This is a genomic window from Streptomyces sp. NBC_01006, from assembly GCF_045162725.1.
In the GTDB taxonomy this organism is placed as follows: Bacteria; Actinomycetota; Actinomycetes; order Streptomycetales; family Streptomycetaceae; genus Streptomyces.
The window spans coordinates 5,223,825-5,236,263 of the sequence record NZ_CP108700.1 but is presented as its reverse complement, the minus strand read 5'-3'; the positions used below and the strand labels follow the sequence as shown (position 1 = coordinate 5,236,263).

Below are 12,439 nucleotides of genomic sequence, written 5' to 3'. Positions count from 1 at the left end.
CTTCGAGGTTGAGCGGAGGCGGGCTCTAGTACCAGCCGTTGGCCTGGTGGAAGCTCCAGGCCGCACACGGGCTGTGGTACCGCTCGTTCATGTAGTTGAGGCCCCACTGGATCTGGGTGGCCGGGTTGGTCCGCCAGTCGTCGGCGACCGAGGACATCTTCGAACCCGGAAGCGCCTGGACCAGACCGTACGCGCCCGAAGACGAGTTCACGGCCTTGTAGTTCCAGGTGGACTCCTCGTTGATGATGTTCGAGAAGCACTGGAACTGACCGGCCGGGACGATCTGCCGGGCGATGTCCTTGACCTGGGCGACCGTGTAGGAGCCCTGGACGGCGAAGTCGCCGGCGCTGCGCGCCGCGGAGCGGGAGGCGATCTGCTCCTTCTCCTCGCGGTCCTTCTTCGCCTTCTCGTCGGCGGCCTTCTGCGCCTCGGCCTTCTTGGACTTGGCGTCCTCGGCGGCCTGGATGCGGGCGGCTTCCTCGGCGACACGCTTGGCGTCGGTGTCGGCGCCCTGGGCGATGGCGTCGGCCTGCTGCGTCAGGGACGCGTTCTGGACCTGCGCCTGCTCGCCGACCGGGATGTCGGCGAGGAGGGTCGCCCCGGACGCGGTGGTCTCGAGATCGTTCGAGGCGGCGGGGTCGCCAGTGGCAACGCCCACGACTGCGCCAACGGTGGTGACTGCGGTGGCCGAAGCCACAGCGAATCCCCGGACCGAGATCCGGCTCACACGGTGTCCTTCCAGCAGCGTCCGCAGTGACCGGGCGGGCGCAATAGTGCCCCTCGACACTGGCCTCCGTGGTGCTGTGATCACTGGAGGCGCGGGCCCGTGGGCAACTCCCTTGCGGGGGCTGCCGCGTGATGACTCGGGCGGCATACGGCGAACGACTCTGGAGTTGTGGTGCAGCGCGTACCTCCCGTCGTAGTAACGGGAGATACAGGTGTGCCGTATGCGGGGCCTGACGGAAAACAGACTCTGCCGGACCCCGACACCGCAAGGCAATTCTCCATTGCGTGTGAAAGGTCACACCTGGCATGTTGCCGTTGGTTTCCCCAAAGGGCTGTGCAGCACGACGCCGCCCGGCTAGGCTCTCGGGCCTTTGCCGGGCGGCGCCAACTCGCTTTCCCGCTATGGGGTTTTTGCCCCCTTGCGGGGCTACAGCGATTCGAGCATCTCGGTCACCAGCGCGGCGATCGGGGAGCGCTCGGAGCGGTTGAGCGTGACGTGCGCGAAGAGAGGATGCCCCTTCAGCTTCTCAACGACGGCGACCACTCCGTCGTACCGGCCGACCCGCAGATTGTCCCGCTGGGCGACATCGTGGGTCAGAACGACCCGCGAATTCGCACCGATCCGGGACAGAACGGTCAGCAGCACATTGCGCTCCAGCGACTGCGCCTCGTCCACGATCACGAAGGCGTCGTGCAGCGAGCGCCCGCGGATGTGCGTGAGCGGCAGGACCTCCAGCATCCCCCGGTTCAGCACCTCCTCGATGACCTCGCGCCCGGCCACCGCCGAGAGGGTGTCGAAGACCGCCTGCGCCCAGGGGCTCATCTTCTCGGACGCGTCCCCGGGCAGGTAGCCGAGGTCCTGGCCGCCCACCGCGTACAGCGGCCGGAAGACCATCACCTTCTGGTGCTGCCTGCGCTCCAGCACCGCCTCCAGGCCCGCGCACAGCGCCAGCGCCGACTTTCCGGTGCCGGCCCGGCCGCCCATGGAGATGATGCCGATCTCCGGGTCGAGCAGCAGGTCCAGGGCGATGCGCTGCTCGGCGCTGCGGCCGTGCAGCCCGAACGCCTCGCGGTCGCCCCGTACGAGCCTCACGTTGCCGTCCGGCGTGACCCGGCCCAGGGCCTTGCCGCGTTCGGACTGGAGGACCAGTCCGGTGTGCACGGGCAGTTCGGCGGCCTCCTGTACGTACAGCCGCTCCTCGGAGTAGAGCAGGTCGATCTGCTCCCCGGACAGCGCGAGCTCGCTCATGCCGGTCCAGCCGGCATCGGTGATCGCGAGCTCCGCCCGGTACTCCTCGGCGAGCAGCCCCACGGAGGAGGCCTTGATGCGCAGCGGGAGATCCTTCGAGACGACCGTGACGTCGTAGCCCTCGGCCTGGAGATTGCGGGCGACCGCGAGGATCCGCGAGTCGTTGTCCCCCAACCGGAAGCCGGCCGGCAGGACACCGGGGTCGGAGTGGTTGAGCTCGACACGGAGGGTGCCGCCGAGATCGCCCAACGGGATGGGGGCGTCGAGGCGACCGTAGCGAACCCGGAAGTCGTCGAGCAGGCGCAGGGCCTGACGGGCGAAGTAGCCGAGTTCGGGATGGTGCCTCTTTGCCTCCAGCTCGGTGATCACCACGATCGGGAGCACGACCTCGTGCTCGTCGAAGCGCGTGATCGCGTTGGGGTCTGCCAGCAGGACGCTGGTGTCGAGGACATAGGTCCGCCTGTCGGGCAGGCGGCGCTTTGTGCTGGTCACCACGGAAGGACGTACCCCCTCGGAAGAGGTCGGGCCATGAAGACCGGACCGGTCATCGGCACCCCTGCGGGGCCGATTTCCGGCCCTCCCACTCCGTCCGTGCGAACCGCACGTGCGTCCTGGTGCAAAGGGCCTCCCGGGCGGACGACCCCATGTCGCCCGCTGAGACTCGACACCCGTGGATCGGGCATCGACCTGAAAGGGATATTCCCCGATCAGGCCCGGCCATGCCATGGCATATGACGGACGCTCGGTGAATCCCTGGTGAAGGCCTTGCAGGGGGGACGGCCGGGGCCGAGGGGGCGTCAGCCCGCCCGGCCGTCAGGCTCCGTAGCGCCGGTGGCGGGCGGCGTAATCGCGCAGTGCCCGCAGGAAGTCGACCTTGCGGAAGGCCGGCCAGAACACCTCGCAGAAGTAGTACTCCGAGTGCGCGCTCTGCCACAGCATGAATCCGGACAGCCGCTGCTCACCGCTGGTGCGGATCACGAGGTCCGGGTCCGGCTGGCCGCGCGTGTAGAGGTGCTCGGCGATGTGGTCGATGTCGAGGATCTCGGCGAGCTCCTCGAAGGAGGTGCCCTTCTCCGCGTGCTCCAGCAGCAGCGAGCGGACCGCGTCGGCGATCTCCTGGCGGCCGCCGTAGCCGACGGCGACGTTGACCAGTATCCCGTCCACGTCGTGGGTGGCCTGCTCGGCCTCCTTGAGCACGGACTGGGTCTGCGCGGGCAGGATGTCGAGGTTGCCCACGTGGTGGACGCGCCAGCGGCCGTCCGCGGCGAGGCCCCGGACGGTGTTCTCGATGATGTTGAGCAGCGGGCGGAGCTCGACCTCCGGCCGGTCCAGGTTGTCCGTGGACAGCATCCACAGGGTGACGACCTCGACGTCCGTCTCGGTGCACCAGCCCAGCATCTCGGAGATCTTGTCGGCCCCCGCCTGATGGCCCTGCTCCGTCGTACCTCCGGACGCCTTCGCCCAGCGCCTGTTCCCGTCCAGGATCACGCCGATGTGCTTGGGCGACGCGTCATGGTCGAGGCGGCCTTCCACCCGGCGTGCGTAGAGCCTGTACACCAGGTCGCGCAGCTTCACGATCTTCGAGCCCCTCCGTGCAATGCCCCCGTGCGAATTGCGGTCCTCCCCCGGTCCGCCACATTACTGCGCGGCGGGATCGGGTACCCAACTCGGTCTGTCACAAGTCCGTGATAGGGAGGACAACGTGACTGATAACAATCCCTATCGGGCAGAGCCCTCGCGCTACGACTCCATGGACTACCGGCGCACCGGCCACAGCGGCCTCAAGCTCCCCGCCATCTCCCTCGGCCTCTGGCACAACTTCGGCGACGACAAGTCCCTGGAGTCCCAGCGGGCGATCCTGCGCCGGGCCTTCGACCTCGGCGTCACCCACTTCGACCTGGCGAACAACTACGGCCCGCCCCCCGGATCGGCCGAGCTGAACTTCGGGAAGCTCTTCGCACAGGACTTCGCCCCGTACCGCGACGAGCTGATCCTCTCCACCAAGGCCGGCTACTTCATGCACGAGGGGCCGTACGGCGAGTGGGGCAGCCGCAAGTACCTGATGAGCTCGCTCGACGCCTCGCTGAAGCGCATGGGCGTGGACTACGTCGACATCTTCTACTCGCACCGCTTCGACCCGGAGACCCCGCTGGAGGAGACCATGGGCGCGCTCGCGTCCGCGGTCCAGCAGGGCAAGGCGCTGTACGTGGGCGTGTCCTCGTACACGGCCGAGCAGACGGCCGAGGCGGCGCGGATCCTGCGCGAGATGGGCATCCGCCCGCTCATCCACCAGCCCTCGTACTCCATGATCAACCGCTGGACGGAGGAGGACGGGCTGCTGGACACCCTGGAGGAGGCCGGCATGGGCTGCATCTCCTTCGCGCCGCTCGCGCAGGGGCTGCTGACCGGCAAGTACCTGAAGGGCATCCCGGAGGGCTCCCGGGCGGCCGCGGGCAAGTCCCTGAGCCCGGATCTGCTCTCGGACGACGTGGTCCGCCGCCTGGCCGGCCTGAACGAGATCGCGGCGCGCCGCGGGCAGTCGCTGGCGCAGCTGGCGCTGAACTGGGTGCTCCGGGACGAGCGGATGACCTCGGCGCTGATCGGCGCTTCGAGCGTGTCCCAGCTGGAGCAGAACGTGGCGGCACTGGGCGGTGCGCCGCTGTCGGAGGAGGAGCTGAAGGAGATCGACTCCTTCGCGGTGTCCACCCCCGGCACGAACATCTGGGCCCAGCGCGGCTGACCTGCGCTTTTGCGCGTGGGGTGGTGGAAACAAAAAACGGGCCGGTCCGTGGGGGGGATACGGACCGGCCCGAGGGGGGGGTTCCACCATAACCCTTCGTAAAGCCTGATGCGTGCATCGGCGCAAGATGATTACGCTCCGAAACCGCCCAGCAGCACTCCGGTGAGGGCTCCGGCGGCCATGAAGGGGCCGAACGCGAACGCCGTCCGGCGGCCTCCGGGGCCCCGCAGCACAAGGGCGAGCCCGTACAGGGCGCCGTAGAGGAACCCGAGGAAGGCTCCGGCGGCCCATACCCCCCAGCCGTACCACCCAAGAGTGACCCCGAGCGCCAGCGCCAGCTTGACGTCGCCGAAGCCCAGGCCGGCGGGGTTGATGAGGTACAGCAGGAGGTACGCCCCCGCGAGCGCGCCCCCGCCGATCAGCGCCCCCGTCCAGGACCCCCCGGCGCCGGGTACGAGGGCCGCGCCCCCGAGCCCGGCGGCCAGGGCTCCGGCGAGGGGGAGGGTCAGCACATCGGGCAGCCGCTGTACGGCGAGGTCCACGATCCCGAGCAGGAGCAGCACCGGCACCGCCGCCACGAACACGACCCCCTCGGGCCGCCCCCCACCGGCCCACGCCAGCCCCCCGCACACCACCCCGGCGATCCCGGCGGCCCACCCGAGGCCCACTCCGTACACATGGCGAGGGCGGGCGGGCGCGGCGTGTCCGGCGTCGCGGCAGTGCGGTAGGCCCAGCCAGCCGGGGATGGGGTGGCCCTCGGGGCAGCGGTCGCGCCACGCGGCGTCCGGCTCGACCGACAGGCGGTACGCCGCCCGCGGCAGCAGCAGCCCCGCGGCCACCCCGTAGGCGACCGCGGCGGCGGTGATCACGAACAGGCCCATCCGCCGACCGTAGGCGCAGACACCGGCACCTGCATGGGCCCGGGGGCCCAACCACCCCTACCCTGCCGCCATGACCACCAGCAACGGCCTCCTCCGGCTCGGGCCGGACCTGCCGGCGGTACCCCTGGAGATCGCGGCCTCCTACCGCGCCCGCACCCGCGGGCTCCTCGGCCGCGACGGCATACCGGGCGCCGCCCTGCTCCTCACCCCGGCCGGCAGCGTGCACACGTTCCGGATGCGGTTCGCGATCGACGTGGCGTACCTCGACCGCCGCCTGCGCGTCATCGCCCTGACCACCATGCCCCCGAACCGCCTCGGCCTCCCCCGGCTCCGCTCCCGGCACGTCCTGGAGGCCGAGGCCGGTGCCATGGCCGCCTGGGGCCTGCGCGTCGGGGCCCGGCTGGCCATCGAGGGACCGGACGGCGGGACGCCTCTGGGCCGCCACTAGGCTCCGCGCGGCCCCGGCGGTAGGTTGGGGCGGTTGAGCTGGGGTCTCAGGGGAGCGGCATGACGGAGAACGCGCGGATCAAGGCGCTGGAGCAGATCATGCCGGCGACGCACGGCGCCGACGAGGACATCGACTGGCCGGCTGCCGAAGCCGCCTGGCACACCCGGTTCCCGGCCGATTTCATCGCCTTCATGGGCCGCTTCGGCGCCGGCTCCATCAACGGCGAGGCCAGCATCCTCCTCCCCCTCCCCAAGCCCGGTCTCCAGTGGGACCCGGCCGAGATGGGCGAGGAGACCTCCAACGCCCGCCAGCTCTGGGAGGCGGAGGGCGGCCGGGCCGCCTTCGGCTTCGACCCCGAGTCGATCATCGCGTGGGGGGTCACCGGCGGCTCCGACATCCTCTGCTGGCTCACCTCCGACCCCGATCCGGACCGCTGGCCCGTCCTGGTGGTCGGCCGGCACACCGCCGACGCCTTCGCCGTCTACCCGTACGGCATGGCGGAGTTCCTGTACCGGCTCTGCTCCGACGAGTTCGACATGAGCCCGGTCAGCATCACCTTCTGGGACGGCGGGCACCTCAGCTTCGTGCACTGGCGCAAGGCCCAGCGCCGCTGGCAGGAGGGCCGCAACCCCGAGACGGGTGAGCCCGACCCGTACGCGGGCGAGTTCGCCGACTGACCTGATCCGGACCCCGACCCGTTCCACAGCCCCAATGGGCTGGAATCGGGCCATTCGGCATGTCTACGCGCGTCCGATTTGTTGATCACATATCGGAAAACACCAGCCGGAAAAGCCGCACTTGGAGCATTGACCACAAGTTCCGCCCCAATGGAATCAACCGCCCCCACGCAGGAGAGAATTCCGGCCAACGGGCCACGGACGGACACCCCAGCCCGGAGCAACTCATAAGTAGTAACGGGACTCAAAAGAAATTCAGGGGAATACACCCGTGCAACGAAGAATCTTCGGCCCGAGTACGACCGCGGTCGTGCTCGGTCTGCTGATACCACTGTCCGGATGCGGCGATTCAGGCAACAGTGCAGGTGACAGCGGTACGCTCCACCTGGTCGCCGCGGAATACGGGGACACCCAGGCCACCAGTTCCAAGGCCTTCTGGGACAAGGTGACGAAGGATTTCACCAACGCCAACCCCGGTATCAAGGTCGAGGTCCAGCTCCTGCCCTGGGCCGACATCGACCGCGAGGTCTCCCGTATGGTCAAGACCGGCAATGCGCCGGACATGGCCCTCATGGGCTCGTACTCGGACTTCGCGGCTCAGGACAAGCTCTATTCCGCGGACGAACTCCTCTCGGTCACCGCCGAGGCGAACTTCCTCCAGCCGCTGGCCGAGGCCGGCTCCGTCGGCAGCACCCTCTACGGCCTGCCCTGGGTGGCGAGCAGCCGGCTCCTCTTCTACAACCAGGGCCTCTTCAAGCAGGCCGGCGTCAGCGAGCCCAAGAACTGGTCCGACCTGAAGTCCGCCGCCAAGGCGCTCAAGGAGAAGGGCGTGAAGTACCCGTACGCCCTCCCCCTGGGCCCGGAGGAGGCGCACGCCGAGGCGATGATCTGGGAGCTCAGCAACGGCGGCGGCTACGCCGACAGCAGCGGCAACTACAACCTGGCCTCCGACCAGAACATCCAGACCTTCCGCTGGCTCAAGGACAACCTGGTCGGCCCCGGCCTGACCGGGCCCGTTCCGCCGTCCCAGCTCAACCGCGCCGACGCATTCGCCGCGTTCACCCGCGGCGAGGTCGGCATGCTGAACGGCTATCCGCAGCTCCTGCACGAGGCCCGCGCCAAGGGCATCGACGTCCGCACCGCGCCCATGCCGGTCTCGGACACCCTCGGCTCCGGGGAGAGCACGCCGGCCGTGGGCGTCGCCGACTGGATGATGGCGTTCAAGCAACACGGCAAGCGCGTGGAGATCGGCAAGTTCCTGGACTTCATCTACCAGGACAAGAACCTGACGGACTTCGCGGGCCGCTACCACCTGCTGCCGTCGACCGTCTCGGCCTCCCGCAACCCCTCCGGCAGCGGCCTCGACAGCAACGACCAGTTCTTCCTGACCGCTCTGCGCGGTGCGCAGTTGTACCCGGTGAACGACCCGTCGTGGGTGACGGTCAGCGACACCATCAAGCGCAACATCGGCCGTGCCGTGGAGCCGAACGGCGACGCGAAGAGCGTCCTGGAGGAGATCGCCGCCAAGGCGAACGAGGAGACCAGGAAGAAGCACTGACCGAAGCGGCGCCGACTGCGGAAACTGCTGAAACTGCTGAACATCCCGTCCGACACGGGACTTTCGACCCTGTCTCACCCCACCCCGTGCGACAGAATGGCTGCTACGGCTCTTGATCCAAGGCCGCGGACCAGTCGCCACCGACCACCCACAAGGTGCGCGGGGCGGCCGGCCCTCTCCCTCTTCTCCCCTCCCCTTCTTTCCCTCTTTCCCCCGCCTCAGGGTCAGACCTTGCCGTTCTCATTCGAGAACGCCGTCCGGTACTGCTCGCAGCTGGAGTCCCAGCGCAGCGTGCCCGTGAGCGTCCCGTAGCCCGAGCGCGTGACCGACCACTCCACCGTGTACTCACCCGTGTCGCAGGCGATCCGCTTGCCGCCCGGGACCTTGGCGCGCCCCGTCGCCGGCCGGTCGGCCAGCTCCTGGTGCACCTCGACCGCCTTGGCGTGGTCCGAGGAGCGCCGCAGCACGGCGTGCACGACGATCGGGTGCTTGCCGTCCTTGGTGGTCACGGCCTTCTTCACCAGCGTCGAGTCCGACACCGCCCAGCCGAAGTCGAACGACGGCTGCCACGCGAGGGTCTTGGGGTCGGCGACCTTCCGCTCAAAGTCGGGGGCGCCCGAGGGGCCGGGGCGGGTGACCGTCTTGTACTGCACTCCGGGGTAGAAGCGGAACTGCCCTTCCACCTTGTGCATCTCGTCCTTGGTCCACTGCGACTTCATCGCCTTCTCGCCGCCTGCCGGGTCCTGGAGGTACGTGCCGTCCGCGGCGGTGGCGGCGGCCTGGCCGAGGACCGGGGCGAGGGCCGCCGCGGCGGTCGCGAGGGCGAGAACGGCGGTACGGGTGCGCTTCATGCCCGGCCCAACGGGGACCGCGGCGGGCTGAAACGAGGCGGGGCGCGCTTTCACCCGTACGGGATCCGCCGCGGACGACGCGGGCTGCGGCTCAGGCCTGACCCGTCTCGAAGCGGCTGATGCGGCCGCCTTCGGTGACGAACCGCCAGGCGGTGCGCATCTCGCCCCAGGTGTCGTTGCGGTAGTTGACGATGAGGGCGAGGCCGCCGTCGGACTCCTTGTCGACCTCCATGTGCCCGCCGGAGGAGAAGATCTCCTTCTCGGCCCACTGGGCGATGTCCCGGTCCGAACCGTCGTCGGACATGGTCGCGCCCGGGGTGAGGGCGGCCTGGAAGGCGCTGCGGTCGCCGGCGTTGACGGCGATGACGAAGGCGCGGACGGCGGGGTCGGACAACTGGTCCGGTGAAATCACGGGGGCCTCCTGGGGCGGTCGTACGGGCTCTCCCGTACGAGGGCTGCGTACGGATCTCGTACGGGCTGCGTACGAACTCCGTGCGGGGCTGCGTACACGACCAGGGAACACCGCGGGCGGCGCCGGGGCGGCGACCTTCACCCGTTCGCCACCGGACGGCGTGTCAGGAGCCATCCGGGGCGGTGCGGACGGGGAATCCGGTGGGGCGGCCCTGGTCCTTCAGCCAGTCCAGCACCTGGTCGAGGGCCGCGACGGTCTGGGAGCGGTTGCCGCCACCGTCGTGGAACAGGACGGTCGGGCCGTTGCCCATCTCGCTCTTGACCGCGTTGACGATGGCGGCGACGCCGGGCTTCCCGAAGTCCTTGGTGTCGACGTTCCATCCGAGCGGGCGCATGCCGTTCGCGGCGGCGATGCGGCGGCTGTCGGGGGTGAACGCGCCGCCGGGGGCGCGGTAGTACTCCACCTCGGCGCCGCCGCCCGCCGCGTCCTCGATCATCTTCTTCGCCTCCAGGATCTGCTGCTCCTGGTAGGCGACGGGCTTCTTGTCCATGGCCGTGTTGTGGTCCATGGTGTGGTCGCAGAGCCGGTGGCCGGCCGCGACGACGCGCTTGACCAGGTCGGGGTGGGCCTTGGCCTGCGGTCCGATCATGCAGAAGGTCGCCTTCACGTCGTACTTCTTCAGTACGTCGAGGACCTTGGGGGTCCACTGGGGGTCCGGGCCGTCGTCGATGGTGATGTTGACCGCATTGCCTCCGCTTTCGGAGGCGTGGGCTATGCCGTCGGGTATTCGCGACTGCGGCGCGCCACCGTTCTTCGCGCCGTCGTTCTTCGCACCGTCGTCGGGGCTGCCGGTCCGGCGTGACACGTTCTCGTGCGCGGGCTGCTGTCCGGTCCCCTGGCCCGGTCCGACGAGGGTTGCCACTCCCCACACCGTCCCGGCCACCGCGGCGGCTGCCGCCACGACGACCGCCCCGGCCCGGATGCCCTGCCTGTTCGCGCGCGCCATGAAGCCCATGAACCGTCCCCTCCCCGTCCGTTCCCCGTCCGTTTCTGTGTGCGCTCTGCCTTCCAGGACGACCGGTGAAGCAGACGGGTTCCCGCCAATTCCCCCATAAAATCCAGCTAATAGGACCTTGGTCCTTGATCCTCCCGATTTGGACCCCACCTGAAACAGGACGGAACCAGATCAACCTCCCCTGCATCACACGTACTCACCTACCCCACGAGCCACGGCTTCAGCCCATGAAAAAACCCGGCCCCGGCGGAAGGTCCGCCGGGGCCGGGCTGGTGAGCGAGTGATCAGTGGGCGAGGGACGCCGCCTGGGCCTGCGCCGCGTTGTCGTCGGCCGCGTCGTCGGCCTTGGCCGGACCCGCGCCCCGCAGCGGGACCTCCTTGACGAACCAGGCCGCCACGAAGCCCAGTACGGCGACAACCGCGCCGAGGAGGAACGCCGAGTGCGTACCGGCGGCGACCGCGTGCTGGTAGGCGTCGCGGATCGTCGGCTCCAGCTTGGCCAGGCTGGCCGCGTCGAGCTGGGCCGAGCCCGCGGCCTTGGCGGCACCCGGACCCAGCCGGTCGGTCATGGTCTGGGTGACCTGGCTGGTGAACAGCGAGCCCATCAGGGCCACGCCGAACGAGCCGCCGAGCGTACGGAAGAGGGTGGCCGAGGAGGACGCGACGCCCATGTCCTTCATGTCCACGCTGTTCTGCGCGACCAGCATGGTGATCTGCATCAGGAAGCCGAGGCCGGCACCGAGGATGGCCATGTAGACGCCGGACATCAGACGGCTGGTGTCGGTGTCCATCTGGGAGAGCAGGAAGAGCCCCACGACCATGAGCGCGCCGCCGATGATCGGGAAGATCTTGTACTTGCCGCTGCTGGTGGTGACCCGGCCCGCGATCAGCGAGACGACCATCATCGAGAGCAGCATCGGCAGGAGCAGCAGGCCGGAGTTGGTGGCGGAGGCGCCCTGGACCGACTGCTGGAAGAGCGGGAGGTAGAGCACGCCGCCGAACATCGCGAAGCCGACGAGGAAGCCGATGACCGACATGAGCGTGAAGTTGCGGCTGCGGAAGATGTGCAGCGGCATGACCGGCTCGGCGGCCTTGGTCTCGACGAAGAGGAAGGCGGCGATCGACAGGATGCCGACGACGATCAGGCCGATGATCTGGCCGGAGCCCCAGGCGTACTCGGTGCCGCCCCAGGTCGTGACGAGCACGGTGGAGGTGATGGCGACGGTCAGCAGGGCCGCACCCAGGTAGTCGATCTTCGGCCGCTGCGCCCCGGTCTTCTTCGGCAGGTGCAGGACGGCGGTGACCATCGCGAGCGCGACGGCGCCGAGCGGCAGGTTGATGTAGAAGGACCAGCGCCAGCCCAGGTGGTCGGTGATGGTGCCGCCGACCAGCGGTCCGCCGATCATGGCGAGGGCCATCACACCGGCCATCATGCCCTGGTACTTGCCGCGCTCACGGGGCGGGATCAGGTCGCCGATGATCGCCATGACACCGACCATCAGACCGCCGGCACCGAGGCCCTGGACGGCACGGAAGCCGATCAGCTGGGCCATGTCCTGGGCCATGCCGCTGAGCGCGGAGCCGATCAGGAAGATCACGATGGAGGTGAGGAAGGAGCCCTTCCGCCCGTACATGTCGCCGATCTTGCCCCAGATGGGGGTGGAGGCGGCGGTGGCCAGCGTGTACGCGGTGACCACCCAGGAGAGGTGCTCCAGGCCGCCGAGCTCGCCGACGATCGTCGGCATCGCCGTACCGATGATCATGTTGTCGAGCATGGCGAGGAGCATTGCGATCATGAGAGCCATGAGGACGACACGGACGCTGCGCGGCTTCACCTCCTCAGAGATCTCCGCCGTGTTTGTGTTTTCAGCCATGTCACTCC

General features: G+C 69.2%; 12 protein-coding genes. 4 read left to right on the top strand and 8 right to left on the bottom strand.

Features of this window, described 5'->3' with window-relative positions; all coding sequences use genetic code 11:
• Nucleotides 1-25: 25 nt before the first annotated feature.
• The 3 genes from OG509_RS24125 to OG509_RS24115 form a co-directional block, all read right to left on the bottom strand.
• Nucleotides 26-727, bottom strand: a complete 702-nt coding sequence (locus tag OG509_RS24125; protein ID WP_406184565.1) for a transglycosylase SLT domain-containing protein — start codon at nucleotides 725-727, stop codon at nucleotides 26-28.
• A 426-nt stretch (nucleotides 728-1,153) separates the two neighbouring features.
• On the bottom strand, nucleotides 1,154-2,470 hold the full coding sequence (locus OG509_RS24120; RefSeq protein WP_406184564.1) for a PhoH family protein: 1,317 nt from the start codon (nucleotides 2,468-2,470) through the stop codon (nucleotides 1,154-1,156).
• Between the two features lie 318 nt (nucleotides 2,471-2,788).
• The gene (locus OG509_RS24115; protein WP_030159549.1) at nucleotides 2,789-3,550 is read right to left on the bottom strand and encodes an isoprenyl transferase; all 762 of its coding nucleotides are present in this window, start codon (nucleotides 3,548-3,550) and stop codon (nucleotides 2,789-2,791) included.
• A 127-nt stretch (nucleotides 3,551-3,677) separates the two neighbouring features.
• On the opposite strand from OG509_RS24115, the gene mgrA reads away from it, so the two are divergent.
• A complete protein-coding gene (gene mgrA, locus OG509_RS24110; RefSeq protein WP_406184562.1) occupies nucleotides 3,678-4,715 on the top strand; it encodes an L-glyceraldehyde 3-phosphate reductase in 1,038 nt (345 codons plus the stop codon).
• 131 nt (nucleotides 4,716-4,846) lie between these two features.
• On the opposite strand, the gene OG509_RS24105 is transcribed toward mgrA, so the two are convergent.
• Nucleotides 4,847-5,596 (bottom strand): prepilin peptidase, encoded by a 750-nt coding sequence (locus OG509_RS24105; RefSeq protein WP_406184561.1) that lies wholly within the window; start codon nucleotides 5,594-5,596, stop codon nucleotides 4,847-4,849.
• A 70-nt stretch (nucleotides 5,597-5,666) separates the two neighbouring features.
• Between OG509_RS24105 and OG509_RS24100 the strand changes: the two genes are divergently transcribed.
• The 3 genes from OG509_RS24100 (at nucleotide 5,667) to OG509_RS24090 (ending at nucleotide 8,279) form a co-directional block, all read left to right on the top strand.
• Nucleotides 5,667-6,044, top strand: a complete 378-nt coding sequence (locus OG509_RS24100) for a DUF192 domain-containing protein (RefSeq protein WP_406184560.1) — start codon at nucleotides 5,667-5,669, stop codon at nucleotides 6,042-6,044.
• Between the two features lie 59 nt (nucleotides 6,045-6,103).
• Nucleotides 6,104-6,721 (top strand): SMI1/KNR4 family protein, encoded by a 618-nt coding sequence (locus OG509_RS24095; RefSeq protein WP_406184558.1) that lies wholly within the window; start codon nucleotides 6,104-6,106, stop codon nucleotides 6,719-6,721.
• Between the two features lie 271 nt (nucleotides 6,722-6,992).
• On the top strand, nucleotides 6,993-8,279 hold the full coding sequence (locus tag OG509_RS24090; RefSeq protein WP_406184556.1) for an ABC transporter substrate-binding protein: 1,287 nt from the start codon (nucleotides 6,993-6,995) through the stop codon (nucleotides 8,277-8,279).
• Between the two features lie 224 nt (nucleotides 8,280-8,503).
• Here the strand turns inward: OG509_RS24090 and OG509_RS24085 are convergent, their stop codons facing one another.
• The 4 genes from OG509_RS24085 to OG509_RS24070 form a co-directional block, all read right to left on the bottom strand.
• Nucleotides 8,504-9,130, bottom strand: a complete 627-nt coding sequence (locus OG509_RS24085) for a hypothetical protein (protein WP_406184554.1) — start codon at nucleotides 9,128-9,130, stop codon at nucleotides 8,504-8,506.
• Nucleotides 9,131-9,221: 91 nt separating this feature from the next.
• Nucleotides 9,222-9,542: a nuclear transport factor 2 family protein gene (locus OG509_RS24080; RefSeq protein ID WP_406184552.1), complete on the bottom strand. Its 321-nt coding sequence runs from the start codon at nucleotides 9,540-9,542 to the stop codon at nucleotides 9,222-9,224.
• Between the two features lie 163 nt (nucleotides 9,543-9,705).
• On the bottom strand, nucleotides 9,706-10,548 hold the full coding sequence (locus OG509_RS24075; RefSeq protein WP_406184551.1) for a polysaccharide deacetylase family protein: 843 nt from the start codon (nucleotides 10,546-10,548) through the stop codon (nucleotides 9,706-9,708).
• A gap of 293 nt (nucleotides 10,549-10,841) precedes the next feature.
• Nucleotides 10,842-12,431 (bottom strand): MDR family MFS transporter, encoded by a 1,590-nt coding sequence (locus OG509_RS24070; RefSeq protein WP_406184550.1) that lies wholly within the window; start codon nucleotides 12,429-12,431, stop codon nucleotides 10,842-10,844.
• Between the last annotated feature and the right edge of the window lie 8 nt (nucleotides 12,432-12,439).